Annotated in this window: 27 protein-coding genes; 21 read left to right on the forward strand and 6 right to left on the reverse strand. The window is 75.3% G+C overall.

Features of this window, described 5'->3' with window-relative positions; genetic code table 11:
• Positions 1-182 precede the first annotated feature (182 nt).
• The 15 genes from rplM (at position 183) to tsaD (ending at position 13,592) form a co-directional block, all read left to right on the forward strand.
• On the forward strand, positions 183-626 hold the full coding sequence (rplM, locus tag BMY88_RS06115) for a 50S ribosomal protein L13 (protein ID WP_091941670.1): 444 nt from the start codon (positions 183-185) through the stop codon (positions 624-626).
• On the forward strand, positions 623-1,042 hold the full coding sequence (gene rpsI, locus BMY88_RS06120; protein ID WP_091941217.1) for a 30S ribosomal protein S9: 420 nt from the start codon (positions 623-625) through the stop codon (positions 1,040-1,042). Before rplM ends, rpsI begins: the two co-directional genes overlap by 4 nt.
• 20 nt (positions 1,043-1,062) lie before the next feature.
• Positions 1,063-2,415, forward strand: coding sequence for a phosphoglucosamine mutase (gene glmM, locus BMY88_RS06125; protein WP_091941219.1), 1,353 nt, complete (start codon positions 1,063-1,065; stop codon positions 2,413-2,415).
• A 94-nt stretch (positions 2,416-2,509) separates the two neighbouring features.
• Positions 2,510-4,411, forward strand: a complete 1,902-nt coding sequence (gene glmS / locus BMY88_RS06130; RefSeq protein ID WP_091941221.1) for a glutamine--fructose-6-phosphate transaminase (isomerizing) — start codon at positions 2,510-2,512, stop codon at positions 4,409-4,411.
• 97 nt (positions 4,412-4,508) lie between these two features.
• Positions 4,509-5,372, forward strand: a complete 864-nt coding sequence (locus tag BMY88_RS06135) for an alpha/beta fold hydrolase (protein ID WP_091941222.1) — start codon at positions 4,509-4,511, stop codon at positions 5,370-5,372.
• Positions 5,373-5,498: 126 nt separating this feature from the next.
• The gene (locus BMY88_RS06140; RefSeq protein WP_091941224.1) at positions 5,499-5,891 is read left to right on the forward strand and encodes a holo-ACP synthase; all 393 of its coding nucleotides are present in this window, start codon (positions 5,499-5,501) and stop codon (positions 5,889-5,891) included.
• Between the two features lie 13 nt (positions 5,892-5,904).
• Complete coding sequence (locus BMY88_RS06145; protein ID WP_091941226.1) at positions 5,905-7,359, forward strand: NAD(P)H-hydrate dehydratase; 1,455 nt, start codon at positions 5,905-5,907, stop codon at positions 7,357-7,359.
• Between the two features lie 4 nt (positions 7,360-7,363).
• Positions 7,364-8,503, forward strand: a complete 1,140-nt coding sequence (gene alr / locus BMY88_RS06150) for an alanine racemase (protein ID WP_091941228.1) — start codon at positions 7,364-7,366, stop codon at positions 8,501-8,503.
• Positions 8,503-9,696 carry an alpha/beta fold hydrolase gene (locus BMY88_RS06155; RefSeq protein WP_091941230.1) on the forward strand — a complete coding sequence of 398 codons (1,194 nt, stop codon included), beginning with the start codon at positions 8,503-8,505 and terminating at the stop codon, positions 9,694-9,696. Before alr ends, BMY88_RS06155 begins: the two co-directional genes overlap by 1 nt.
• Positions 9,697-9,808: 112 nt before the next feature.
• Positions 9,809-10,438: a uracil-DNA glycosylase gene (locus BMY88_RS06160; RefSeq protein ID WP_244524477.1), complete on the forward strand. Its 630-nt coding sequence runs from the start codon at positions 9,809-9,811 to the stop codon at positions 10,436-10,438.
• Complete coding sequence (tsaE, locus tag BMY88_RS06165; RefSeq protein WP_091941234.1) at positions 10,435-10,908, forward strand: tRNA (adenosine(37)-N6)-threonylcarbamoyltransferase complex ATPase subunit type 1 TsaE; 474 nt, start codon at positions 10,435-10,437, stop codon at positions 10,906-10,908. Before BMY88_RS06160 ends, tsaE begins: the two co-directional genes overlap by 4 nt.
• Positions 10,905-11,414, forward strand: coding sequence for a GNAT family N-acetyltransferase (locus BMY88_RS06170; protein ID WP_211435516.1), 510 nt, complete (start codon positions 10,905-10,907; stop codon positions 11,412-11,414). The genes tsaE and BMY88_RS06170 overlap by 4 nt, the downstream gene beginning before the upstream one ends.
• 11 nt (positions 11,415-11,425) lie before the next feature.
• Complete coding sequence (tsaB, locus tag BMY88_RS06175) at positions 11,426-12,082, forward strand: tRNA (adenosine(37)-N6)-threonylcarbamoyltransferase complex dimerization subunit type 1 TsaB (protein ID WP_091941235.1); 657 nt, start codon at positions 11,426-11,428, stop codon at positions 12,080-12,082.
• Positions 12,079-12,561: a ribosomal protein S18-alanine N-acetyltransferase gene (rimI, locus tag BMY88_RS06180; protein WP_244524478.1), complete on the forward strand. Its 483-nt coding sequence runs from the start codon at positions 12,079-12,081 to the stop codon at positions 12,559-12,561. The genes tsaB and rimI overlap by 4 nt, the downstream gene beginning before the upstream one ends.
• Positions 12,558-13,592: a tRNA (adenosine(37)-N6)-threonylcarbamoyltransferase complex transferase subunit TsaD gene (gene tsaD / locus BMY88_RS06185; RefSeq protein WP_091941237.1), complete on the forward strand. Its 1,035-nt coding sequence runs from the start codon at positions 12,558-12,560 to the stop codon at positions 13,590-13,592. Before rimI ends, tsaD begins: the two co-directional genes overlap by 4 nt.
• A gap of 21 nt (positions 13,593-13,613) precedes the next feature.
• Here tsaD and BMY88_RS06190 read toward each other — a convergent pair whose 3' ends face one another.
• On the reverse strand, positions 13,614-14,855 hold the full coding sequence (locus BMY88_RS06190) for a class I SAM-dependent methyltransferase (protein ID WP_244524479.1): 1,242 nt from the start codon (positions 14,853-14,855) through the stop codon (positions 13,614-13,616).
• A gap of 194 nt (positions 14,856-15,049) precedes the next feature.
• Between BMY88_RS06190 and groES the strand changes: the two genes are divergently transcribed.
• Entirely contained in the window at positions 15,050-15,358 is a 309-nt protein-coding gene (gene groES, locus BMY88_RS06195; RefSeq protein WP_091941241.1) for a co-chaperone GroES, read from the forward strand.
• A 127-nt stretch (positions 15,359-15,485) separates the two neighbouring features.
• A complete protein-coding gene (groL, locus tag BMY88_RS06200) occupies positions 15,486-17,126 on the forward strand; it encodes a chaperonin GroEL (RefSeq protein ID WP_091941243.1) in 1,641 nt (546 codons plus the stop codon).
• A gap of 152 nt (positions 17,127-17,278) precedes the next feature.
• Here groL and BMY88_RS06205 read toward each other — a convergent pair whose 3' ends face one another.
• Positions 17,279-17,578, reverse strand: coding sequence for a WhiB family transcriptional regulator (locus BMY88_RS06205; RefSeq protein ID WP_091941245.1), 300 nt, complete (start codon positions 17,576-17,578; stop codon positions 17,279-17,281).
• A 262-nt stretch (positions 17,579-17,840) separates the two neighbouring features.
• Between BMY88_RS06205 and BMY88_RS06210 the strand changes: the two genes are divergently transcribed.
• On the forward strand, positions 17,841-18,590 hold the full coding sequence (locus tag BMY88_RS06210; protein ID WP_091941247.1) for a response regulator transcription factor: 750 nt from the start codon (positions 17,841-17,843) through the stop codon (positions 18,588-18,590).
• Between the two features lie 290 nt (positions 18,591-18,880).
• Here BMY88_RS06210 and BMY88_RS06215 read toward each other — a convergent pair whose 3' ends face one another.
• Positions 18,881-19,276, reverse strand: a complete 396-nt coding sequence (locus tag BMY88_RS06215) for a DUF5319 family protein (protein ID WP_091941249.1) — start codon at positions 19,274-19,276, stop codon at positions 18,881-18,883.
• 122 nt (positions 19,277-19,398) lie between these two features.
• Here BMY88_RS06215 and guaB point away from each other — a divergent pair, with 122 nt between their 5' ends.
• The 3 genes from guaB to guaA are packed head-to-tail and all read left to right on the forward strand — an operon-like array spanning position 19,399 to position 23,631.
• Positions 19,399-20,916, forward strand: a complete 1,518-nt coding sequence (gene guaB / locus BMY88_RS06220) for an IMP dehydrogenase (RefSeq protein WP_091941250.1) — start codon at positions 19,399-19,401, stop codon at positions 20,914-20,916.
• A 4-nt stretch (positions 20,917-20,920) separates the two neighbouring features.
• Complete coding sequence (locus tag BMY88_RS06225; RefSeq protein ID WP_091941252.1) at positions 20,921-22,069, forward strand: GuaB3 family IMP dehydrogenase-related protein; 1,149 nt, start codon at positions 20,921-20,923, stop codon at positions 22,067-22,069.
• Positions 22,069-23,631 carry a glutamine-hydrolyzing GMP synthase gene (gene guaA / locus BMY88_RS06230; RefSeq protein ID WP_091941254.1) on the forward strand — a complete coding sequence of 521 codons (1,563 nt, stop codon included), beginning with the start codon at positions 22,069-22,071 and terminating at the stop codon, positions 23,629-23,631. Before BMY88_RS06225 ends, guaA begins: the two co-directional genes overlap by 1 nt.
• Positions 23,632-23,698: 67 nt before the next feature.
• Here guaA and BMY88_RS06235 read toward each other — a convergent pair whose 3' ends face one another.
• From BMY88_RS06235 to BMY88_RS06245, 3 genes are all read right to left on the reverse strand, one after another.
• The gene (locus BMY88_RS06235) at positions 23,699-24,457 is read right to left on the reverse strand and encodes an META domain-containing protein (protein WP_139220411.1); all 759 of its coding nucleotides are present in this window, start codon (positions 24,455-24,457) and stop codon (positions 23,699-23,701) included.
• An 88-nt stretch (positions 24,458-24,545) separates the two neighbouring features.
• Complete coding sequence (locus BMY88_RS06240) at positions 24,546-24,854, reverse strand: hypothetical protein (RefSeq protein ID WP_091941258.1); 309 nt, start codon at positions 24,852-24,854, stop codon at positions 24,546-24,548.
• Entirely contained in the window at positions 24,847-25,779 is a 933-nt protein-coding gene (locus BMY88_RS06245; RefSeq protein WP_091941675.1) for a PspC domain-containing protein, read from the reverse strand. The genes BMY88_RS06240 and BMY88_RS06245 overlap by 8 nt, the downstream gene beginning before the upstream one ends.
• Positions 25,780-25,835: the final 56 nt, after the last annotated feature.

Raw genomic sequence — 25,835 nt, forward strand, 5'->3', positions numbered from 1 at the left:
CGCGGGCCCCTGAAGGGCGGCCGTTCCAGGTCCGGGTCGCCCCGTCAGGCGTCGGTTCCCTAGCTGGTATCGTCATCCGCTGGTGCGCTGCCGCAGGCTGGTGCGCGCGCGCCGAGACGTCTCCCGTGTTCGGTGAGGCGATCCCACCAGCCACCCCGACGACGACGGAGGACACGAGCGCCGTGCGCACGTACACCCCCAAGCCCGGAGAGGTCTCCCGGGTCTGGCACGTCATCGACGCCACTGATGTGGTGCTCGGTCGACTCGCCACCCAGACCGCGATCCTGCTCCGCGGCAAGCACAAGCCGCAGTTCGCCCCGCACGTCGACGTCGGTGACTTCGTCGTCATCGTGAACGCCGGCAAGGTGGCCCTGACCGGCGCCAAGCGCGAGGAGAAGGTCGCCTACCGCCACTCCGGCTACCCGGGCGGCCTGAAGACGATCAACGTCGGCGACCAGCTGCGCACGCACCCCGACCGCGTCATCGAGCGCGCGGTCAAGGGGATGCTGCCGCACAACAGCCTGGGCCGGCAGATGCTCAAGAAGCTGAAGGTGTACGCCGGGGCCGAGCACCCGCACGCCGCCCAGCTGCCCCAGCCCTTCGAGATCAAGCAGGTGGCCCAGTGACCAGCGCGCTGACCGTGACCGACGCCGACGGGCGTCCGATCCAGACCGTCGGCCGCCGCAAGGAGGCCGTCGTCCGCGTGCGGCTGCTGCCCGGCACCGGCCAGTTCAAGCTGAACGGTCGCACCATCGAGGAGTACTTCCCGAACAAGGTGCACCAGCAGCTCATCCGCGAGCCCTTCACCATCCTGGAGAAGGGCGAGCAGTACGACGTCGTCGGCCTGCTGCACGGCGGCGGCGTCTCCGGCCAGGCCGGCGCGCTGCGCCTGGCCATCGCCCGGGCGCTCATCGAGATCGAGCCCGAGGACCGTCCGGCCCTCAAGAAGGCCGGCTTCCTCACCCGCGACGCCCGCGTCACGGAGCGCAAGAAGTACGGCCTGAAGAAGGCCCGCAAGGCGCCTCAGTACAGCAAGCGCTGACCGGTTCGGCTCCGCGGGCCATGGGGGGGCGACTCTTCGGGACCGACGGCGTCCGAGGTCGGGCCAACGACGACCTCACGCCCGAGTTGGCCCTGGCGGTGGCACGTGCCGCCGCAGGTGTGCTCGCCGACCGCGACGGGACCTCACGTCCCGTCGCGGTCGTCGGGCGCGACCCCCGCGCCAGCGGGGAGATGCTCGAGGCCGCGGTCGTGGCGGGGCTCTCCAGCGCGGGGGCCGAGGTCCTCCGCGTGGGCGTGCTGCCCACGCCGGCCGTCGCCTTCCTGACGGCGGACACCGGCGCCGACCTCGGCGTGATGATCTCCGCGAGCCACAACCCGATGCCCGACAACGGCATCAAGCTGTTCAGCCGCGGCGGGCACAAGCTCCCCGACGCGGTCGAGGCCGAGATCGAGCAGATCGTCACCACCCACCGCCGCCGCAGCGACGGGCACCGGCCCGTCGGCGCGCAGATCGGCCGGGTCCGCGACCTCGCCGACGGCGCCACCCGCTACACCGAGCACCTGCTCACGACGGTCGACCAGCCGCTGTCGGGGCTCACCCTCGTCGTCGACTGCGCGCACGGCGCCGCGTCCGGCGTGGCGCCGGAGGTCTACCGGCGGGCGGGGGCGACGGTCCACGTCATCGGCGGCGAGCCCGACGGCTGGAACATCAACGACGGCATCGGCTCCACCCACCTGGGGCCGCTGACCGAGGCCGTCCGCGCGCACGGCGCGGACCTCGGCATCGCCCACGACGGCGACGCCGACCGCTGCCTGGCCGTCTCGGCCGCGGGCGACCTCGTCGACGGCGACGCCATCCTCGCCATGTGCGCCCTCGGGCTGAAGGAGCGCGGCGAGCTGCGGCAGGACACCGTCGTGGCCACCGTGATGAGCAACCTCGGGTTCCACCACACGATGCGGCGCGCCGGCATCGCGGTGCAGACCACCGCCGTCGGCGACCGCTACGTGCTCGAGGCGCTGCGCCGCGGCGGCCTGAGCCTCGGCGGCGAGCAGAGCGGCCACCTCGTCTTCCTCGACCACGCCACCACCGGCGACGGCCTGCTCACCGGCCTGGCGCTGCTGCGCCGGATGGCGGTGACCGGCTCCTCGCTGGCCGAGCTGGCCTCGGTGGTCGAGCGGCTCCCGCAGGTGCTGGTCAACGTGCCGGTGCGCGACCGGATCGCCGTCGTGGAGAGCACGGCCGTGGCCGACGCGGTCAACGCCGTGGAGGCCGAGCTCGGCGAGGACGGCCGCGTGCTGCTGCGCCCCTCGGGCACTGAGCAGCTGGTCCGCGTCATGGTCGAGGCGCCCACCCAGGAGCGGGCGGACGAGGTCGCCCACCGGCTCGCCGGGGTCGTCGCCACCGTCGGCTGAGCGGGCAGCGGCTCCTCCCGGCGAGGCCCCCCGTCGGAGCGAGGCCACGCCTCGCGTCCCCGGCGCCGGGAGTTCCGCCGGTACCCTCGGGCGAATGTGCGGCATCGTGGGTTACGTCGGTCCGCAGGACGCCCTGGACGTCGTCCTTGAGGGTCTGCGCCGGCTGGAGTACCGCGGCTACGACTCCGCAGGCGTGGCGGTCCGGGTGGGCGACGGGGCCGCCGGCGAGCTCGCCTCGGCGAAGAAGGCCGGCAAGCTGGCCAACCTCGAGAAGGTGCTGGCGGACTCGCCCCTCCCCGCGTCGACCATCGGCATCGGGCACACCCGGTGGGCCACCCACGGCGGGCCCACCGACCGCAACGCGCACCCGCACCTGTCCGCCGACGGGCGGGTCGCGGTGATCCACAACGGCATCATCGAGAACTTCGCGGCGCTGCGGGCGCGGTGCGAGAAGCGCGGCATCGAGTTCGCCTCCGACACCGACACCGAGGTCGCCGCCCACCTGCTGGCGGAGGCCTACGACGAGCTGCCCGCGGGGCCCGACCGCTTCGCCGAGGCGATGCGCGTCGTGTGCCGCCGGCTGGAGGGGGCGTTCACGCTCGTCGCCACGCACGCAGACGAGCCCGACACCCTGGTCGCCGCGCGGCGCAACAGCCCGCTGGTCGTCGGTATCGGGGAGACGGTGGACCGGAACGGGACGACCACCCCCGAGTACTTCCTGGGGTCCGACGTCGCCGCATTCATCGCGCACACCCGCGAGGCCCGCGAGCTGGGGCAGGACCAGGTCGTCGAGATCGACCGCGTCCGCGGGCTCACGGTCACCGACTTCGCCGGCGCCCCGGCGGAGCCGAAGGCCTACACCGTCGACTGGGACGCCGCGGCCGCCGAGAAGGGCGGCTATGACTGGTTCATGCTCAAGGAGATCGCCGAGCAGCCCCGGGCCGTCGCCGACACCCTGCTCGGTCGGCTGAGCGAGACCGGCCAGCTGGTGCTGGACGAGGTCCGTCTCTCCGACCAGGACCTGCGCGACATCGACAAGGTGTTCGTCGTCGCCTGCGGCACCGCCTACCACGCGGGCCTCATCGCCAAGTACGCGATCGAGCACTGGACCCGCATCCCCGTCGAGGTCGAGGTCGCCAGCGAGTTCCGCTACCGCGACCCGGTGCTGGACCGCTCCACGCTCGTCATCGTCATCAGCCAGTCCGGCGAGACGATGGACACCCTGATGGCGCTGCGGCACGCCAAGGAGCAGAAGGCTCGCGTGCTGGCCATCTGCAACGCCAACGGCTCGACGATCCCGCGCGAGTCCGACGCCGTCCTCTACACCCACGCCGGCCCCGAGGTCGCCGTCGCCTCGACCAAGGGGTTCCTCACCCAGGTCGTGGCCTGCTACCTCGTCGGACTCTTCCTGGCCCAGGTGCGCGGCATCAAGTACGAGGACGAGGTCGCCGCCATCGTCGAGGACCTCCGCGGCCTGCCCGAGCAGGTGGCCCGGGTGCTCGAGCAGATGGAGCCGGTCCGCGCGCTGGGCCGGTCCCTGGCCGACGCCGGCACCATCCTGTTCCTCGGCCGGCACGTGGGCTTCCCGGTGGCACTGGAGGGCGCGCTCAAGCTCAAGGAGCTCGCCTACATCCACGCCGAGGGGTTCGCCGCCGGCGAGCTCAAGCACGGCCCGATCGCGCTGATCGAGGAGGGCACGCCGGTCGTGGTCGTCGTCCCGTCGCCGCGCAGCCGGGAGTCGGTGCACGGCAAGGTCGTGTCCAACATCCAGGAGGTCCGGGCCCGCGGGGCGCGCACCATCGTGATCGCGGAGGAGGGCGACGAGGACGTCGTCCCCTACGCCGACCACATCATCCGCGTGCCGCGCACCCCGACCCTGCTGGCGCCCGTGGTCACCACGGTGCCGCTGCAGGTGTTGGCCTGCGAGATCGCCGACACCCGCGGCTACGACGTCGACCAGCCCCGGAACCTGGCGAAGTCCGTCACCGTCGAATGACGGACCTCGCTGCCGCCCACGCCTCGCGAGCTCGGCGCGGGCCCCTGCAGCGAGGCCGGGTGCGGTGGCGGAGCGGCGGGTCCCTACTGTCCGACGGATGACGACGATCGAGGCGCCCGAGGCGGTCTCCTACGACTGTGGCGACGTCGCCCTGCGCGGCGACCGGTGGACCGGCGGCGACCGCGGCCAGGTCCTCTTCCTGCACGGCGGCGGCCAGACCCGCCACTCGTGGGGCGGTGCCGCGCAGGCGCTGGCCGGGCGGGGCTGGATCACCACGACGCTGGACCTGCGCGGGCACGGCGACAGCGACTGGTCGCCCGACGGCACGTACGGCATGGATCGCTACGCCGCCGACATCGCCCGGGTCGTCGAGCAGATGGGCCGCGGGGTCGTGCTGGTCGGCGCCTCCCTCGGCGGCCTGACCTCGCTCAGCGTGGCCGGGCGCGACCCCTCCGCGGCGCGGGCCCTCGTGCTCGTCGACATCGTGCCCCGCACCGCGGCCGCCGGGGTGCAGCGGATCGGTGAGTTCATGCGTGCCCACCTCGACGGCTTCGACGACCTCGACCAGGTGGCGGACGCCATAGCCGCCTACACGAAGCGCCCGCGGCGGACCAATCCCGAGGGCCTGAAGAAGAACGTCCGCCGGCGCGAGGACGGCCGCTGGTACTGGCACTGGGACCCGGCGATGATGCAGATCGTCCCGGACGACGAGCCGCGCCCCGGCACCCGGCCCGAGCCGCTGCTCGACCTCGCCCGCGCCGTGACCGCGCCGGTCCTGGTGGTCCGCGGCGGGCGCTCGGACGTCGTGGACGACGAGGGCATCGCGGAGTTCCTCGCGGTCGTGCCGCACGCCCGCGTGGTGGACGTCGCCGAGGCGGGGCACATGGTGGCCGGGGACGACAACGACGACTTCACCAGCGCCGTCGACGCGTTCCTCGAGGAGCTCAGCACCCCCGCTTGAGGTGCGCGGTCGGGGGCCGGCCGGTGCAGACGTGATGGGGGACCACCCTTCCCCCCGACGCCTCGCAGGCTCGGCGCGGCCCCCTGGAGGGCGGCCGATCCCGGACGGACTTGACAGACTGACTCCATGATCATCGGGATCGGCATCGACGTCGTCCCCGTGGACCGCTTCGCCGCGTCGCTGGAGCGGACCCCGGGGCTGCGCGATCGGCTCTTCACGGCGGACGAGCAGCGCACGCCGTCCGGAGCGCCGCGCACCGGGGAGTCGCTGGCGGCGCGGTTCGCGGCCAAGGAGGCGCTGGCCAAGGCCCTCGGCGCGCCGGGTGACCTGCGCTGGCACGACGCCGAGGTCGTCGTGGGCGACCACGGGCGGCCGCGGCTGAGCGTGCAGGGGACGGTCGCCCGGCGCGCGCACCAGCTCGGGGTCACCTCCTGGCACCTGTCGCTGAGCCACGACGGCGGGATCGCGTCGGCGTTCGTGCTCGCCGAGGGCATCCCGCGCAGCGAGGACGAGACGTGACCGGGGAGACCGCGTGATCGGGCTGCACACGGCCGACGAGGTGCGCGCGGCCGAGGCGCCGCTGCTCGCCGCCGGACCGGAGGGCGCCCTCATGCAGCGTGCGGCGACGGGCCTGGCGACGGTCTGCCTGCGGCTGCTCGGCCGCGCGCACGGCACGCGGGTCACCGCGCTCGTCGGCGCCGGCGACAACGGCGGCGACGCCCTGTTCGCCGGAGCGCAGCTGGCCGCCCGGGGCGCCCGCGTGACGGCGGTCCTGCTGGACCCCGACCGCGCGCACCCGGCGGGACTGGCCCGGCTGCGCCGAGCCGGGGGCCGGGTCGCCGGGCCCGACGGGCCGACCGGCCTGGACCGCGCCGACCTCGTGCTCGACGGCATCACCGGCCTCGGCGGGCGGGGCGGGCTGCGCCCCGAGGCGGCTGCGCTGGTGGTACGGGCGGCGGCCGGGCCGGGGCTGATGGTCGCCGTCGACCTGCCCAGCGGGGTCGACCCGGACACCGGCGCCGTCGCGGGGCGGGCTTTCCCCGCGCAGCACACCGTGACGTTCGGCGCGGTCAAGGCGGGCCTGGTGGTGGGCGAGGGCCGGCAGCACGCCGGGCAGGTGCACCTGGTCGACATCGGACTCGCCGGCACCCTGCCCCGACCGCGCGCGGTCCGGCTCACCGACGACGACGTCGCCGCACGCCTCGAGCCGCCCACGGACGCGGACGACAAGTACTCCCGGGGCGTCGTCGGGATCGTCGCCGGCTCGGCGACCTACCCGGGGGCGGCGGTGCTGTGCACCGGCGCGGCGCTGCGCACCCGGCCGGGGCTGGTCCGCTACGCGGGCACGGCGGCTGCCGGCGTGCGGGCCGCGTGGCCGGAGGCGATCGTCACCGAGGGGCGCCCGTCCGACGCCGGCCGGGTGCAGGCCTGGGTGGTCGGCCCCGGCATGGGCACGGACGACGGTGCGGCCGACGTCGTGGCGGAGGTGCTGGCCACCGATCTCCCGGTGCTGCTGGACGCCGACGCGCTCACCCTGGTCGCGCGCCGTCCGGACCTGGTCCGCGACCGGACGGCGCCCACCGTGCTGACCCCGCACGACCGCGAGTTCGCCCGGTTCGGGCAGGACGTCGGCGCCGACCGGATCGGCGCGGCCCGGCGGCTGGCCGCGGACCTCGGGGCGGTGGTGCTGCTCAAGGGGGCCGCCACGATTGTCGCAGCGCCGGACGGGCCGGCGTTCGTCAACGGCACCGGCACGCCGGAACTGGCCACCGCCGGCACCGGCGACGTGCTCTCCGGGATCGCCGGTGCGCTCCTGGCCGCCGGCCTGCCCGCGGCCGAGGCGGCGGCGACGGCCGCCCACGTGCACGGGCGGGCCGGGCAGCTGGCGGCCGAGGGCGGGCCGCTGATCGCCGGGGACCTCGTGCGTCGGCTGCCCCGGACACTGGCGCGGCTGCGGCGGGGGAGCGGCGCGGGCCTGGGAGACTGAGCGGATGAGCAGTGCACCCGCCCGGGCCGAGCTGGTCGTCGACCTCGACGCCATCGCCGCCAACACCGCGGCCCTGCGCGAGCGGGTGAGCCGGCCGCTGATGGCCGTGGTCAAGGCCGACGGCTACGGCCACGGCCTGGTGCCGTCGGCCCGCGCGGCGCTCGCCGGTGGCGCCGACGAGCTCGGCGTGGCCGTGATCGAGGAGGCCCTGGCGCTGCGCGCGGCCGGGGTCACCGCCCCGCTGCTGGCCTGGCTCAACGCCCCGGGCGAGGACTTCGCGGCGGCGCTGACCGCGGACGTCGAGGTGTCGGTCAACGCGACGTGGGGCGTCGACGAGGTCGTCGCGGCCGCCCGGTCGACCGGCCGCACCGCCCGCCTGCACCTGAAGATCGACACCGGGCTCTCCCGCGGCGGGGCGACCCCGCAGGAGTGGCCGGACCTGGTGGCCGCGGCGGCGCGGGCCCAGGCCGGGGGCGAGGTCGAGGTGGTCGGCCTGTGGAGCCACCTGGCCTACGCCGACGCCCCGACCCACCCGACGATCGGCCGGCAGAAGGCGGTGTTCGACGAGGCCGTCGGCCTCGCCCGGGACGCCGGCCTGCGCGACGCCCGCCGGCACCTGGCGAACTCGGCGGCCACGGTGGCGCTGCCCGAGACCTGGTACGACCTGGTCCGCCCGGGCATCGCCGTCTACGGGCTGGACCCGCTCGGCGGGGACCCGTCCGCCCACGGGCTGCGCCCGGCGATGACCGTGCAGGCCCGGGTGCTGCTGACCAAGCGGGTGCCGGCCGGCGTCGGCGTCTCCTACGGGCACACCTACTCGCCGACGACCGAGACCACGCTCGCGGTCGTCCCGGTGGGGTACGCCGACGGCGTTCCGCGCGCCGGGGGCAACCGCGCGCCGGTGCTGGCCGGCGGGGCGCAGCGGACCATCGCGGGCCGGGTCTGCATGGACCAGTTCGTGCTCGACGTGGGCGACGCCCCGGTGCGCGCGGGCGACCGGGTGGTGCTCTGGGGTCCGGGCACCGACGGCGAGCCGACCGCGCAGCAGTGGGCCGACGCGGTCGACACCATCCACTACGAGCTGGTCGCCCGGATCGGCGGCCGGTTCGCCCGCCGCTACACCGGCACCGCGGGGACCGTCTGATGGCGGCGCGCAAGCCCCCGGCGAAGCCGGCGCACGGCCCCCACCACACCGCGGGCGTCGTCGGTGCGGTCGCCGGGCTGGCCGCCGCCGGCACCGCGGTCGGGGTCGCCGTGCACCGGCACGCCGCCCGCCGGGTCGACGCCGAGCGGGTCGGGTCGGCCGCGGGCCTGCCGGCCGGCGCCACCGACGCCGAGCTGCGCGAGGAGGATCCGCTAGGCCCGGCGGCGCGCCGCGCCGACCGGACCGCGCTGGTGCAGGCCGACGACGGCGTCCTGCTCTCGGTGGAGGAGGTGGGCCCGCTCGACGCGCCGCTGACCGTCGTCTTCGTGCACGGCTACACGCTGTCGATGCACTCCTGGACCTTCCAGCGCCGGTCGCTGGGCGCGGAGCTGGCGACCGCCAACGGCTCGCGGCCGAAGGCGCGGCTGGTCTTCTACGACCAGCGCGGGCACGGCTCCTCCGGCCGCGGCCGGGCGGAGCGGTCGACGATGGAGCAGCTGGGCCGCGACCTGGCCGCGGTGCTGGCCTCGCGGGCGCCGCGCGGGCCGGTGGTGCTGGTCGGGCACTCGATGGGCGGCATGACGGTGATGGCGCTCGCCGAGCTGCGTCCGGAGCTGTTCGGCGGCCGCGTCGTCGGGGCCGCGCTGCTGTCCACCTCGAGCGGCAACCTCGCCGAGCTCTCGTTCGGCCTGCCCGAGTTCTTCACGCGGATCCGCGCCGCGGTCATCCCGGTGGCGGCCTGGACGATGCGCCGCCGCCCGGGCTTCGCCGAGCGCACCCGCCGGCTCGCCGCCTCGGTCGTCTCCGCCGCCACCTGGTCGCTGTCGTTCGCCTCGCGCGACGTCGACCCGGCCCTGGGCCGCTACGTCGACGCCATGATCGCCGGCACCCCGGTCGACGTGATCGCGGAGTTCTACCCGGCGCTGGCGGGCCTGGACGAGACCGGCGCCCTCTCCCCGCTGCGCGCCGTCCCCACCCTGGTGCTCACCGGCGACAGCGACACCCTCATCCCGCCCGAGCACAGCGCGACCCTGGTCGACCTGCTCGGCGGGGACGACGCCGAGCGGGTGGAGCACGTCGTGGTCGCCGGCGCGGGGCACATGGTCCCGCTGGAGAAGCCCACGGAGGTGACCGCCGCCCTGTCGGCGCTGATCCGCCGGGTGAGCGCCGAGCGCACGGCCGCGACCGCCTGACCGCGGGCCGGGGGGACGTGGGTGCCCAGCCGTGAACGGCGGGCGTCGGTCGGGTCCTCCTCGGGCACGCCGGGCGATGCCGGGCGGTCGCGGCCTCCGTAGGGTGCGAGACGTGGCCGCTCCCCGTCCGCCCCGCCTCGACGCCGCGGCCGAGGAGGTCGCGCGCAGCGCGGCCGCCGCCCCCGACTGGAACGCGCTCGCCGCGTCCGCGCGCGGCTGCCTCGCCTGCCCGGAGCTCGCCGGCGCCCGGCAGCACGTCGTCGTCGGCGACGTCCCCGCGTCCGGGCGCCCGCGCCTCGCGCTCGTCGGGGAGGCGCCCGGCGCGACCGAGGACGAGACGGGCCGGCCCTTCGTGGGGAGGAGCGGCGCGCTGCTGGACCGGCTGCTGGGCGAGGCCGGCCTGGACCGCGCCGAGGTGGCGGTGCTCAACGTCGTGAAGTGCCGCCCGCCGGGCAACCGCACGCCGAAGGCGCCGGAGGTCGCGCGCTGCAGCGGCTGGCTGCGGCGTCAGCTGGAGCTGCTGGACCCGCAGGTCGTCGTCGCGCTCGGCCTGTCCAGCGCGAAGTGGTTCCTCGGGCCCCGCACGGTGCTGGCCGCGGTGCGCGGCCGCCCGCACGAGGTCGACGGGCGCGACGTCTGGGCGACCTACCACCCGTCGGCGGCCCTCCGGTTCGGCCCCGACGGCGCCCCCCGGGCGGGGCTGCTGGCGGACCTGGCGGCGGTCGCGGAGGTCCTGGCGTGAGGCGCGAGCACGAGCTCCCCACCCCCGAGGACACCCGTGCCCTCGGCGCCGCCCTGGCCGGGCTGGTCCGCCCGGGTGACCTCGTGGTGCTCGTCGGCCCGCTCGGCGCGGGCAAGACCGCGCTCACCCAGGGGATCGGCGCCGCGCTCGGGGTCCGCGAGCCGGTCACCTCGCCGACCTTCGTCATCGCCCGGGTGCACCGGGGCGGTCGGCTGCCGCTGGTGCACGTGGACGCCTACCGGCTCGGCGGCGTCGCCGACGTCGACGACCTGGACCTCGACGTCACCGTCGCCGACTCCGTGACCGTCGTCGAGTGGGGGGAGGGGCTGGTCGAGCAGTTGGCCGACGAGCACCTCCTCGTCCGGCTGGACCGGCGCGAGGACGACGTCCGCACCGCCGTGCTCGTGCCGCACGGGCCCGGCTGGGACCAGCGACTGGCGGCGGACGGGCACCCCGACGGCGTCCCGTGACCGTCCGGGTGGAGGTCCTGTCGCTGTCGGGGCCGGTGTTCGCCGCGCTGGCCGCCGGGAACCTGGCCGCCGCGACCGCCGCCGCGCCCGCCCCGCTGCCGGCGGGGTTCGCCGACCCCGCGTGGCGGCCGCTGTGGCGGATGCGGGCCGACCAGGTGGCCGCCGATCCCGCGGCCGCGGCGTGGGTGACCGGCGTCGTCGTGGACCCCGACCGGGGCGTCGTCGTCGGCCGCGCGGGCTTCCACGGGCCGCCCGACGACCGCGGCATGGTCGAGATCGGCTACGCAGTCCTCCCGGAGCACCGGCGCCGCGGCTACGCCCGGGCGGCGCTGGCCGTCCTGCTCGACCGGGCCCGCCGGGATCCGCGGATCTCGGTGGTGCGGCTGTCGATCGCCCCGTCCAACGCGGCGTCGCGGGCGGTCGCCCGGCCCTTCGGGTTCCGCGAGGTCGGGACGCAGGCGGACGACGTCGACGGGCCGGAGGTCGTGTACGAGCTGCCGGTCTAACCTGGCTTCCCGTGCTCGTACTCGCCCTGGACACCGCGACGCCGACCCTGCTGGCCGGCCTCGCCCGGTGGTCGCCCGGGAGGGAGCCCGAGGTGCTCGCCGAGCGCGCCGTCCCCTCCGGCACCCGGCACGCGGAGCTGCTGACGCCCGCGATCCGCGGCGTGCTCGCCGACGCCGGCGTGGCGCTGGCCGACGTCGGGGCGGTGGTCACCGGCCTCGGCCCCGGCCCGTTCACCGGGCTGCGGGTGGGCGTGGTCACCGCCGCGGCGATCGCCGACGCCCGCGGGCTGCCGGTGGTCGGCGTCTGCTCGCTGGACGCCGTCGGGTCCGGGGCGCGCACCGTCGTCACCGACGCCCGCCGCAAGGAGCTCTACTGGGCCACCTACACCGCCGACGGCGCCCGCGCGGACGGGCCCGGCGTCGTCCGCCCGGAGGCCGCGGAGCTGACCGGCCCGTTCGTGGGGGATCCGGCGTTCGCCGAGCGTCTCGGCGCGCCGGTGTCGGCGGCCGAGGTGACGACGGCGGGGCTGCTGCGCGCCGCGGCTCCGCAGCTGGCCGACCCCGCGCTGTTCGACGGCTCGGCGCCGCCCGCACCCCTGGTGCCCCTGTACCTGCGCCGCCCCGACGCGACCCCGCCGACGTCGTTCAAGCCGGTGACCACCACGTGAGCGAGGTGCGGCTGCGGCCGATGCGGCTGGCCGATCTGCCGGCGGTGATGCGGATGGAGGAGGAGCTGTTCGCGCCCGACACGTGGACGGCGTCGATGTACCGCGACGAGCTCTCCCGCACCGACACCCGCTCCTACCTGGTCGCCGTCGACGGCGCGGACGTCGTCGGGTACGCCGGGCTGATCGCCTACGACGACGAGGCGCACGTCGCCACGATCGGGGTGACCGGGAGCCGGCAGGGCGAGGGCCTGGGCGCGCTGCTGCTCGACACCCTGCTCGCCGAGGCCGACCGGCGCAGCCCCGCCGTCCTGCTGGAGGTGCGGGCGGACAACGAGGTCGCGCAGGGCCTGTACCGCCGTCGCGGGTTCGCCGAGATCGGCCGGCGTCCGCGCTACTACCAGCCGAGCAACACCGACGCCGTGGTGATGAGACGGGAGCGCCCTGCGGGAGCGCCCCACGACAGGGAGCGCACGCCGTGACAGAGCCACTGGTCCTGGGCTTCGAGACCTCGTGCGACGAGACCGGCGTCGGGCTGGTCCGCGGCCACACCCTGCTGTCGGACGCCCTGGCCACCTCCATGGCCGAGCACGAGCGCTTCGGCGGCGTCGTCCCGGAGATCGCCTCCCGGGCGCACCTGGAGGCGATGGTGCCGACCGTGCACCGGGCGCTGGCCGAGGCCGGGGTGCAGGCCTCCGACGTCGACGCCGTCGCCGTCACCGCCGGGCCGGGGCTGACCGGCGCCCTGCTGGTCGGCCTGGCCGCCGCCAAGGCCTACGCGCTGGCCCTGGACGTGCCGCTGTACGGGGTCAACCACCTGGCCGCGCACGTCGCCGTCGACGAGCTCCAGCACGGGCCCCTGGCCGAGCCTTCGATCGCCATGCTGGTCTCGGGCGGGCACAGCTCGCTGCTGCTCGTGCCCGACCTCGCCCGCGAGGTCGTCCCGCTCGGGCGCACGATCGACGACGCGGCGGGGGAGGCGTTCGACAAGGTGGCCCGGGTGCTGGGCATGCCGTTCCCCGGCGGCCCGCCGATCGACCGGGCGGCCCGCGAGGGGGACGGCGCGGCGATCGCCTTTCCGCGCGGCCTGACCGGCCCCCGGGACGCGCCCTACGACTTCTCGTTCTCCGGGCTGAAGACCGCCGTCGCCCGGTGGGTGGAGGCGCGGTCGCGGGCCGGCGAGCCGGTGCCGGTCGCCGACGTCGCCGCATCCTTCCAGGAGGCCGTCGCCGACGTGCTCACCGCGAAGGCGGTGCGGGCCTGCCGCGACCACGGCGTGGACCACCTCGTCCTCGGCGGGGGCGTGGCGGCCAACTCGCGGCTCCGGGCCCTGGCCGAGGAGCGGTGCGCCGCTGCGGGCATCGTGCTGCGGGTGCCCAGCCCGCGGCTGTGCACCGACAACGGCGCGATGGTCGCCGCGCTGGGGTCCCGGCTGGTCGCGGCAGGTGTCGCCCCCTCGGCGCCGGAGCTGGGCGCGGACAGCTCCCTGCCGATCGACGTCGTCGGAGTGTGAGAGCGCAGGTTTCCTGCGGTCTCACACTCCGCAGACGAGGGCGGTGGGCTTGCCGGCCACCCGGGTGACGACGACGACCGCCGACCCCTCGCCCGGGCCGCGCAGCTGTCGCGCCAGCTCCTCCGGTTCGATCGCCGAGCCCCGCTTCTTCACGGTCACCCGGCCCACCCCGCGGGCGCGCAGCAGCGCCTTCAGCCTCTTCAGGTTGAACGGCAGCACCTCCTCGACGCGGTAGGAGCTCACCCAGGGGGAGTCGGCCCGCGCGTCGGAGGTCAGGTAGGCGATCGTCGGGTCGACCAGGGTCGCGCCGAGCTCGGCGGCCGCCAGCGACACCAGCCCCGAGCGGATCACGGCCGGGTCCGGCTCGTGCAGCCAGCCGCGCACCGGGGCGGTCGGCGCGGGCCCGGGATCGGCGTCGGCGGTCAGCTCGGCGACGACGCCGCCGCGGACGACGGTCGCCCGCCGCCACACCGTCGACACCTCGCGGCCCCACAGCAGCGCCTCGACGATCGACCCCTTCACCGACACCCACTCGGCCTCGATCCCGGCGGGGACGCGGTCGTGGTCCAGCCCCGGCGCCACCTTGACGACGGTCACCGGCACCCGGTCCAGCAGGTCGACGACCGTCGTCCAGGGCGGTGACCAGCGGTCGGGGTCCAGCAGGCGGCGTCCCCCGGCGCGGCGGGCGGGGTCCAGGACGGCGGCCGCGCACCCGGCCACCTCGCCCCCGCGCGCGGCTGCCACGAGCTCGACGGCGTCACCGGCGACCACCCAGACCCGGTCGGCCAGACCGAGCGCCTCGACGTTGGCCGCGGTGAGCGCGCGGGCGAGCGGATCGACGTCGACCGCGAGCACGCTGACGCCGGCCCGCGCGAGGGCGATCGTGTCGGTGCCGGCCGCGCAGCCGAGGTCGGCGACGGAGTCGACCCCCTCGTCGCCGGCGGTCAGCAGCCGGGCGGCCCGGCGGGCGGCCAGCTCGGGGCGGCCGGCCTGCTCGAGGGTGTCGTCGGTGAGGAACAGCCGGTCGGCGTCGGCCCCGAAGACCGGCCGGGCCCGGGCGCGCAGCCGGGCGAAGCCCCAGGCCGGTCCGGCCAGCTCGGCGCCGACGGCGGCGCGCAGCCGGTCCAGCCCGGCCAGGACGTCGACGCCGGCGGCGTGCAGCGAGGCAGCCAGCTCGAGGGCCGCGGTGCCCTCGGCGGTGCGGAGCAGGGTGAGCTGCTCGAGCATCCCCTCCGGGTGGGTTCCGGACGCGTCGGCGGGCACGGCGTCAGCGTGACGCACCGGCCGGAGACACCGACGGGGGACCCGGTTGAGCGGCTGGCACTCTCATGGGTAGAGTGCCAATCGACACGGCAGCCACCTGACCCCCGCGACGGCAGGTGTGCAGGTCCGTGCCACAGCATCAGCACCACCCAGTCATAGCCAGCCCGTCCGATCCCGAAGGGGGCGTCACCGACGTGACGACCGCTACCAAGGTCAGCATCAAGCCGCTGGAGGACCGTGTCGTGGTCCAGGCCAACGAGGCCGAGACCACCACCGCCTCCGGTCTGGTCATCCCGGACACCGCCAAGGAGAAGCCGCAGGAGGGCACGGTCATCTCCGTGGGCCCCGGTCGTGTCGACGACAACGGCAACCGCGTCCCGCTCGACGTCAACGTGGGCGACGTGGTCATCTACTCGAAGTACGGCGGCACCGAGGTCCGGTACGGCGGCGAGGACTTCCTCGTCCTGTCCGCGCGCGACCTGCTCGCCGTCGTGGAGAAGTGACCTCTCCTCTCCACTCCGGGCGTCCCTGACGCCCGTCGCACGAACCGACCGCCCCGGGCGACCCGTTCCACCGGGTCCCGGGGCGGTCGTCGTCTCACCCCTGAAGCACTGATCGAGGAGTCGGCCCATGGCCAAGATCATCAAGTTCAACGAGGACGCCCGCCGCGCGCTCGAGCGCGGCGTGGACAAGCTCGCCGACGCGGTCAAGGTGACCCTCGGCCCGCGCGGGCGCAACGTCGTGCTCGACAAGAAGTTCGGCGCCCCGACGATCACCAACGACGGCGTCACGATCGCCCGCGAGGTCGACCTCGAGGACCCGTACGAGAACCTCGGCGCGCAGCTGGCCAAGAACGTCGCCACCAAGACCAACGACGTCGCCGGTGACGGCACCACCACCGCCACCGTGCTGGCCCAGGCGCTGGTGCACGAGGGCATGCGCAACGTCGCCGCCGGCGCCAACCCGATGGAGCTCGGCCGCGGCATGCGCGCCGCCGTCGACGCCGTGCACAAGGCGCTCGACGAGATCGCGATCCCCGTCGAGGACCAGGCCGCGATCGCCGGCGTCGCCACCATCTCCGCCCAGGACGCCGAGGTCGGCACCCTGATCGGCGAGGCGATGGAGAAGGTCGGCAAGGACGGCGTCATCACCGTCGAGGAGAGCAACACCCTCTCCACCGAGCTCGACGTCACCGAGGGCCTGCAGTTCGACAAGGGCTACCTGTCGCCCTACTTCGTCACCGACACCGAGGCCATGGAGGCCGTCCTCGAGGACGCCCTGGTCCTGCTGGTGCAGGGCAAGATCGGTGCGCTCGCCGACCTGCTGCCGCTGCTGGAGAAGGTGCTCGGCTCGGGCGGTGGCCCGCTGCTCATCGTCGCCGAGGACGTCGAGGGCGAGGCGCTGTCGACCCTCGTCGTCAACTCCATCCGCAAGACCATCAAGGTCGTTGCGGTGAAGTCGCCCTTCTTCGGCGACCGGCGCAAGGCCTTCATGACCGACCTCGCGATCGTCACCGGCGGTCAGGTCGTCAGCGAGGACGTCGGCCTGAAGCTCGACTCGGTCGGCACCGAGGTGCTCGGCAGCGTCCGCCGCGTCGTCGTCACGAAGGACGAGACGACGATCGTCGACGGCGGTGGCGGCACCGAGGCCATCGCCGAGCGCGTGGCGCAGATCCGCCGCGAGATCGACGCGACGGACTCCGACTGGGACCGCGAGAAGCTGCAGGAGCGGCTCGCGAAGCTGGCCGGCGGCATCGGTGTCATCCGCGTGGGTGCGGCCACCGAGGTCGAGATGAAGGAGAAGAAGCACCGGATCGAGGACGCCATCGCCGCCACCCGCGCCGCGGTGGAGGAGGGCGTCGTCCCCGGTGGTGGCTCCGCGCTGGTGCACGCCGCCGCGGCCATCGACGCGCTGGACCTCACCGGCGACGAGCTGACCGGCGCCCGCGCCGTCCGCACGGCGCTGGACGCCCCGCTGGTCCGCATCGCCGAGAACGCCGGCTTCGAGGGGCGGGTCGTCGCGAGCAAGGTGCGCGAGGCCGGCATCGGCACCGGGTTCAACGCCGCCACCGGCGAGTACGGCGACCTGGTCGCCCAGGGCGTCATCGACCCGGTCAAGGTCACCAAGGCCGCGCTGGGCAACGCCACCTCGATCGCGGCGATGATCCTCACCACCGACTCCGCCGTCGTCGAGGCGCCGGAGGACGAGCACGAGGGCGCCGGCGGCGGCCACGGTCACGGCCACTCGCACGGCCACGGGCACGCCCACTGAGGTAGCCCACCTCCCGTCGATCATCGGCGGGTGGTGCCCCCGACCAGCGTGTCGGACAGCCACCCGCCGATGATCGACCGGGTTCCTCGCACGAACGCCGAGAGGGCGGGTCCGGACGACGTCCGGACCCGCCCTCTCGGCGTTCGTGCGTGCTAGACCCCTGCGGCGACCGCGGCGGGCTCCGCGGCGATGAGCCGGGCCCGCTCCTCCTCGCTCATGCCGCCCCAGACCCCGTAGGGCTCGCGGACGGCGAGCGCGTGCTTGAGGCAGGCCTCGATCACCGGGCACTTGGCGCAGACGGCCTTCGCGGCGTTCTGCCGACGGGCGCGGGCGGGGCCGCGCTCACCGTCGGGGTGGAAGAACAGGGCCGTGCTCTCCCCACGGCAGGAGCCGTGCAGCTGCCAGTCCCAGACCTCGGCGACGGGGGTGGGGAGACGGCGGATGTCAGCCATGGTGGGTCCTCCTCGGCTCGATGCGAGCCGGAGGGGGCGGTCCGGCTGCATGGGGCCGGTGCCCGAGCCCCGCACGGGTCAAACACCGCGAGCCGCGGCATTTTGCCGCCTGCCGCCTCACCCCGCTGAGTGAGGGCATCTGTCGCCCCACGCTGGACTCGATCAAGGTAGGACCCGGACGTGCCGAATCCGACGGGGAGATCCCCGTCCGAGGTCGGCGGGGGAGTCGCCCGGACAGGCGCCGGGAGCGAGGAGCACAGGCGTGATCGACGACAGGATGCGCGGTCCCGGCAGCGGGACGACGACGGTGTGGGTCTACGACGAGCGGCGACGGGTCCGTGAGGACATCGCCTCCCGGCTCGTGGCCCTGCCCTTCGTCGGCCGTGTGGAGGCCGTCGGCGACGCCGCCGTCCTCATGTCCCGGCTGGCCACCCGCCACCCCGACGTCCTGCTGATCGGCACGCAGCGGGCGATGGACTCCGGTCTCACCGTCGCCACGCAGGCGCTGCGGGCCTTCCCGCGGCTGCCCGTGCTGGTGCTCGGCGCCCCGGACGACGCCGAGACCGTCCGCGCGGCCGTCGCCGTCGGCGCCCGCGGCTACCTCCGCTGGGACGCCACCGCCCTGGAGATGGGCCTGGGCCTGTCCCGGGTCGGCCTCCGGGTCGACGGGCGCACCCCGCAGCCCGCCAGCGTCCACCCGGTGCCGCTGGCCAGCGTCGGCGCGCACGTCGCTGCGCCCGCCTGGAACGGCGCCACCCCGCTCGCCGGCAGCTCGCCGACCGTCGTCCGCGCCGCCGTCACCCGCGAGGCCGCCCCGGTGAGCCTGTCCATGCGCGAGATGCAGGTGCTGACCGGCATGAGCCAGGGCAAGAGCAACGCCCAGATCGGCCGGGAGCTCTACCTGTCCGAGGACACCATCAAGACCCACGCCCGCCGGCTGTTCCGCAAGCTCGGCGCCAAGGACCGCGCCGAGGCCGTCGCGACGGGCTTCCGCCGCGGCATGATGACGTGACGGCCGCAGCGGCGTAGCCGCCTCGACGTGCCGGATGGCGGCCGTCCCTCCGGGGCGGCCGCCATCCGTCGTCTCCGGCCCCGGACGTTGCGCCGGGCCCCCTCCGGGCCCGCTCGGACCCTGCCGGGCCCCACGATGCCGGGGGCTTTCGGACGTTGCCGGCGAGATCCCGCCGGCAACGTCGGGAGACGGCCAGCAGAGTGGCCGGTACGCCGGGACGGCGGGGCTCCGCGCAGCAGGGGACGGCACGAGGCCGCGGTGTCGTCCGGAGGACGACGAGGTGCCGGACCTCAGTCCTCGCGGGCGTGCCTGCCGCTGCGGCCGCTGCCGGGCTCCTCGCCCTCGGCGACCGCGGCGATCCCGTCGGCGTAGCCGCTGGCGTAGTCCCAGCTGACGTAGTCGGCCGGGTCGGGGTCGAACGGGGGCTCGTGCCGGCCGGTCTGCCCCTCCTCGAGCAACTGGCGCAGGTTCGCCTGCATGAGCGCCCAGTCGACGTGGTGCTCCTCGTCGCAGTCGGGGCAGTCGACCACGATGCCCTTGATGCCGCTGGGCTCCAGCAGCGTGCGGAAGACCTCGAGCTCGGCCAGGTCGTCGAGGACGCCGGCCCGCTCCTCCATCGTCAGCGGCGGCGGACCCGACGGGTCGGCCGGCCCGAAGTCGGGACCGGTCGCATCGTCGAAGTTCACGTTCCCACGGTACCGGCCGGGCAGCCGACGGTCCGCCCCCCGAGGGGCGCCGCCTACGATCGGGGGCGGTTCCCCGCGTGCCCAGCAGGGCACAGACCGATCCCGGAGGGGTGGCGGCAGGCATGCAGCCCGATGAGTTCGTTCCCGAGCTGCCGGCGAAGTTCGCCCCGCTCGGCCTCACCTACGACGACGTCCTGCTCATCCCGGGGGCCTCGGACGTCGTCCCCGCCGAGGTCGACACCGGCAGCCGGCTCACCCGCGGCATCCGGCTGGCCGTGCCCCTGGTCTCCAGCGCGATGGACACCGTCACCGAGGCCCGCATGGCGATCGCCATGGCCCGCGCCGGCGGGGTCGGCATCCTGCACCGCAACCTCGCCGCCGAGGAGCAGGCCGGCCAGGTCGACCTGGTGAAGCGCTCCGAGGCCGGCATGGTCACCAACCCGGTCACCGTCGGCCCGGACAACACCCTCGCCGAGGTGGACGCGCTCTCGGCCCGCTACCGCATCTCCGGCGCCCCGGTGGTCGACGCCGAGGGCGTCCTGCTCGGCATCTGCACCAACCGCGACATGCGGTTCGAGACCGACCAGAACCGGCTCGTGCGCGACGTGATGACGCCGATGCCGCTGGTCACCGCCCCGGTCGGGGTGGACCCCGACACCGCCCTGGCCCTGCTCTCCCAGCACAAGATCGAGAAGCTGCCGATCGTGGACGAGGCCGGGCGGCTGCGCGGCCTGATCACCGTCAAGGACTTCGTCAAGCGCGACCAGTACCCGCACTCGACCAAGGACGCCGGCGGCCGGCTGGTGGTCGGCGCTGCGCTGGGCGTCGGCGAGGACGCCTACAAGCGGGCCGGGCTGCTGGTCGACGCCGGGGTCGACGTGCTCGTCGTCGACACCGCGCACGGCCACCAGCGCGCCGTCCTCGACATGGTCGCCCGGGTCAAGGCCGACTTCGGCGGGGCGAGCGGCCTGCAGATCGTCGGCGGCAACATCGCCACCCGCGCCGGCGCCCAGGCCCTGATCGACGCCGGTGTCGACGCGGTCAAGGTCGGCGTCGGGCCGGGGTCGATCTGCACCACCCGCGTGGTGGCCGGCGTCGGCGTCCCGCAGATCACCGCGATCTACGAGGCCGCGCTGGCCGCCCGCCCCGCGGGGGTACCGGTCATCGCCGACGGCGGCCTGCAGTACTCCGGTGACATCGCCAAGGCCCTGGTTGCCGGCGCCGACACGGTGATGATCGGCGGCCTGTTCGCCGGCGTCGAGGAGGCGCCCGGCGAGCTGGTCTTCATGAACGGCAAGCAGTACAAGACCTACCGCGGCATGGGTTCGCTGGGCGCGATGCAGAAGCGCGGCAACCAGTCCTACAGCCGGGACCGCTACTTCGCCGACGACGTCCTCTCCGACGACAAGCTCGTCCCCGAGGGCATCGAGGGCCAGGTGCCCTACCGCGGGGCGCTGGCCACCGTCGTCCACCAGCTCGTCGGCGGGCTGCGCGCGTCGATGGGCTACGCCGGCGCGGCCACGATCGGCGAGCTCCAGGAGCGCGGCCAGCTCACCCGGATCACCTCGGCGGGGCTGACCGAGAGCCACCCCCACGATATTCACATGACTGTCGAAGCCCCCAACTACCGAGCCCGGTGAGCTGATGCCCGCACGTGACACCGTCGAGATCGGTCTCAACCGCTTCGCCCGCCGGGGATACGACCTCGACGAGGTCTCGATCGTCCCCTCCCGGCGCACCCGCGACACCGACGACGTCTCCACCGCCTGGCAGATCGACGCCTTCCGGTTCGACATCCCGCTGGTCACCAGCGCCTCGGACGCCGTCGTCAGCCCGGCGACCGCGATCGCGGTCGGTCAGGCCGGCGGGCTGGGCGTGCTCAACGCCGAGGGCCTGTGGACCCGGTACGACGACCCCGCACCGGCCTACGCCCGCATCCGCGAGGCGGCCGCCGGCGGCGCCCCGCCGGTCTCGGTGCTGCAGGAGGTCTACGCCGAGCCGGTGAAGCCGGACCTGATCACCGCCCGGGTCAAGGAGATCCGCGACTCCGGGGTCACCACCGCGGTGCGGATCTCGCCGCAGCACACCGTGCAGCTGGCCCCCGCGGTCCTGGCCGCCGGCGTGGACCTGCTGGTCATCCAGGGCACGATCGTGTCGGCCGAGCACGTCACGTCGACCGGGACGGCGCTGAACCTCAAGGAGTTCATCGCCGACCTCGACGTCCCGGTGATCGTCGGGGGCGCCGCGAACTACCAGACGGCGCTGCACCTGATGCGCACCGGCGCGGCCGGCGTGATCGTCGGCGTGGGCGCCGACAGCTACTCCACCGCCGACGCCGTCCTCGGCATCCGCGTGCCCCTGGCCAGCGCGATCGTCGACGCGGCCGCCGCCCGCCGCGACTACCTCGACGAGACCGGCGGCCGGTACGTGCACGTCATCGCCAACGGCACGATCGAGAACAGCGGCGCCATCGCCCGCGCGCTCGCCTGCGGGGCCGACGCCGTCCAGCTCGGCGAGCCGCTGCGGTCCGCTGCGGAGGCGCCCGGCGGTGGCATCTGGTGGGACTCGGTCGCGGCGCACCCGCGGCTGCCCCGCGGCGGGGCCTCGGCGCCGATCGAGCCGGCCGGCTCGCTGGCCGACGTCCTGAACGGCGAGGCGCGCACGGCCGACGGCCGCACCAACCTCTTCGGCGCGCTCCGCCGGACGATGGCCAAGACCGGCTACCGGGACCTCAAGGAGTTCCAGCGGGTGGACCTGGTGATCGGCGGGGCCAGCGGGGACGAGCTCCGTTGATGGACTTCCCGACCGTCCTCGTCGTCGACTTCGGCGCCCAGTACGCGCAGCTGATCGCCCGGCGGATCCGCGAGGCCGGCGTCTACTCCGAGCTCGTCCCCTCGTCGGTGAGCGCCGAGGAGATCATCGCCCGCAAGCCGGCGGCGATCGTGCTGTCCGGCGGGCCGTCCAGCGTCTACGCCGAGGGCGCCCCGCAGGTCGACCCGGCGCTGTTCGAGTCCGGCGTCCCGGCGTTCGGCATCTGCTACGGGTTCCAGGCCATGGCCGCGTCCCTCGGCGGCACCGTGGCCCGCACGGGCGACCGCGAGTACGGCGGCACCCCGCTGACGGTCACCACGGCCGGCCGCCTGTTCGGCGACCTGCCGGCGGTGCAGTCGGTGTGGATGAGCCACGGGGACGCCGTCTCCCAGGCTCCGCCCGGGTTCACCGTGACGGCCACCTCCACCGGCGCGCCCGTCGCCGCCTTCGAGGACGTCGACCGGCGGCTGGCCGGCGTGCAGTTCCACCCCGAGGTCCGGCACACCTCGCACGGCCAGACGGTGCTCGAGCACTTCCTCTTCGACATCGCGGGCCTGGAGCCCAGCTGGACGATGGCCAACGTCGTCGAGGAGCAGGTGGCCGCCATCCGGGAGCGGATCGGCGACCGGCGGGCCATCTGCGGGCTGTCCGGCGGGGTCGATTCCGCGGTCGCCGCGGCGCTCGTGCAGCGCGCCATCGGTGACCGGCTGACCTGCGTCTACGTCGACCACGGGCTGATGCGCGAGGCCGAGACGGAGCAGATCGAGCGCGACTTCGTCGCCGTCACCGGGGCGGACCTGCGGGTGGTCGACGCGAGCGACCGCTTCCTGGCCGCCCTCGCCGGGGTCAGCGACCCGGAGGAGAAGCGGAAGATCATCGGCCGGGAGTTCATCCGGGTCTTCGAGCAGGCCGCCCTCGACGTCGTGGCCGACGCGCAGGCCCACGGCGAGACCGTCGACTTCCTCGTGCAGGGGACGCTCTATCCCGACGTCGTCGAGTCCGGCGGTGGCACCGGGACGGCGAACATCAAGAGCCACCACAACGTCGGCGGCCTCCCCGAGGACCTGACGTTCACGCTGGTCGAGCCGCTGCGCACGCTGTTCAAGGACGAGGTGCGCGAGGTCGGCCGCCAGCTGGGCCTGCCCGACACCCTGGTGCAGCGGCAGCCGTTCCCCGGGCCCGGGCTGGGCATCCGCATCGTCGGCGAGGTCACCCGGGAGCGGCTGGACGTGCTCCGCCGGGCGGACGCCATCGTGCGGGCCGAGCTGTCGGCGGCGCAGCTGGACGCCGAGATCTGGCAGTGCCCGGTGGTGCTGCTGGCCGACGTCCGCTCGGTGGGCGTGCAGGGCGACGGCCGCACCTACGGGCACCCGATCGTGCTGCGGCCGGTGTCCAGCGAGGACGCCATGACCGCGGACTGGACGCGGCTGCCCTACGACCTGCTGGCGAAGATCTCGACCCGGATCACCAACGAGGTGGCCGAGGTCAACCGCGTCGTCCTCGACGTCACCAGCAAGCCGCCGGGCACCATCGAGTGGGAGTAGGGACCCTCCTGCCCCGCACCGCTCGCACGCTCGCGGCGGGCCCGTGCAGGAGGGCCGCTCCCGCACCTCACGCTGCGCGGTAGCCCAGGCCGCGGCCGTCGGGGGCGGTGAGGGTGAGCCGGTCGCCGTCGATCGCCACGGTGGCGCCGGCGGTGAGGACGGCGGACACCTGCTCGACCTGCGCCTCCAGGGGCGGGTCGCAGCCGGTGAGGGTGGACGCGCCGGGCTCGACGGTCAGCACGTCGCCGTCCCGGCGCCAGGAGCCGGTCGTCGAGTGGCAGCCGGTGCCGAACACCGCCGTCCCGTCGGCGGCCAGTTGCAGCAGCGGCTCGCCCTGGACCGAGGACGCCGTCTCGCGGTCGACGAGGGTGTCGAGCACCCAGCGGGTGCCGACGAGCTCGCGGTCGGGCTCGGGGACGTGCCGGGTGAACCGCAGCACGACGTCAGGCCCGCCGAGCACGAGGTCGTCGCCGTCCCGAGCGACGCGGTCGACGACGGAGAGGGCGGCCAGGAACCGGGCCTCGGCCGCCATGATCGGCTCCGCGCAGGCCATCTGGGTCGCGCCGATCGGCTCGAGCGTCAGGACCTCGCCGTCGAGCCGGTAGCCGGCGAACCAGGAGTTGCAGAACGCGGTGCCGCTCAGGCGCTCGTCCTCGGCGACCAGGGTGGCCGCCGCGCCGGGCGGCAGGGGGAGCGGAACGCCGTCGACGTCGCCGGAGACGAGGTCCCAGGCGCCGTGGACGTCGGGGCCCCCGGCGGCATCGGTCGGATCGGCGCAGCCGGCCGCGAGCGCGAGCAGCACGGCGAGCGCCAGCAACCGGGTCACGGCACCGAGCCTGGTCCCTGCGCACCGCCGGGGCAACGACCGAGGGCCCGGGGAGCGGATCGCTCCCCGGGCCCTCCCGCCGTCCTCCTCAGCGGCGGCGTCGCGCCCGGCGGACCTCGCTGACCAGCAGCGCGATGCCGGCGCCGATGAGCACGACCCAGAGAACGCCGCCGTCCTCGAAGATCCCCAGCGGCAGGTCCGCGCCGGTCAGCCCGAGCAGGGCGATCAGCACGAAGACCAGGCCCGGGACGAGCGCCGTCAGGTCGGGCCGGCGGCGGAGCGGCGCTGGGCCCGCCGCGGGGATCGCGACCGCGGGCGGGTCCGTCGCGGTCAGGTCGCGCAGCGCCTGCTCCTGCCAGGCGGTCGGCGTCGTCGGGAACTCGCTGTAGTCAGCCACGGGACACCTCCGTGTCGCCCACGCCGTGATCGATGGTCAGGACGAACTCGGGCCGGTCGTCGTCCACGCCGGGGCCCGATCCGCTGCCGGGGTAGTACCCGCCGTCGGAGGACCCGCGGTCGAAGACCTGCACGTCCCCGACCCCGGTGTCCAGCTCCAGCTCGACGTCGGCCCCGCGGGGCACGACGACGTCGAGATCGCCGACGCCGTGGTCGATCTCGATGCGCAGCGGCGCGTCGATGTCGGCGACGTCGATCCGGCTGAGGTCGACGGTCATGTCACCGGCGTTCAGCGCGTACCGGTCCCGCACCTCCGCGACGCTCCCCGGCCGGTAGTCGCGGTCGCCGACCCCACCGCCGTCGGCCCAGGGCACGGACGAGGCCACCGCCAGGGCCAGCGAGAGGACGACGCCCAGCGCTACGAGCCCGCCGCGGGCGGTGCGCCCGGGGACGAAGGCCGCCGCGACGAGACCGAGCCCGACGACGAGCAGCGCCACGCCGAGGAAGGGCCGCGGACCGGGCTCCCAGTCGGTCAGCCGGGCCACCAGGACGAGCAGGCCCGCCGCGATGAGGATCCCGGCCAGCGTGAGCCGGCCGACGGGGGAGCGCGGCAGCGCGGGTGCCGCGGGGGCGCGCTCGGCAGGGGCGTCGCCGGACCGGCGGGGCCCGGCCGGCATCACGACCCACAGCAGCAGGTAGACGAGGATGCCGGTGCCGCCGGCGAGGGTGAGGGCGACGAAGCCGACCCGCCACAGCAGCGGGTCGATGCCGCTGTAGTCGGCCAGGCCGCCGGCGACGCCGCCGGCCATCTTGTCGGAGCGGCTGCGGCGCAGCGCCGGACGGGCCGGCGGGCCGGGGGGCGGGGGCGGCCACGCGGCGTCGGGCGGGTCCACCGAGGGCGGCGCGGGGGGTGGTGGTGCGGTCATGCCGGAAGCGTGCGCGACGGAGGTCACCCGGGACATCAGGGAAGGCACCCATCCGA

The sequence above is a fragment of the Trujillonella endophytica genome (assembly GCF_900110555.1).
Lineage (GTDB): Bacteria > Actinomycetota > Actinomycetes > Mycobacteriales > Geodermatophilaceae > Trujillonella > Trujillonella endophytica.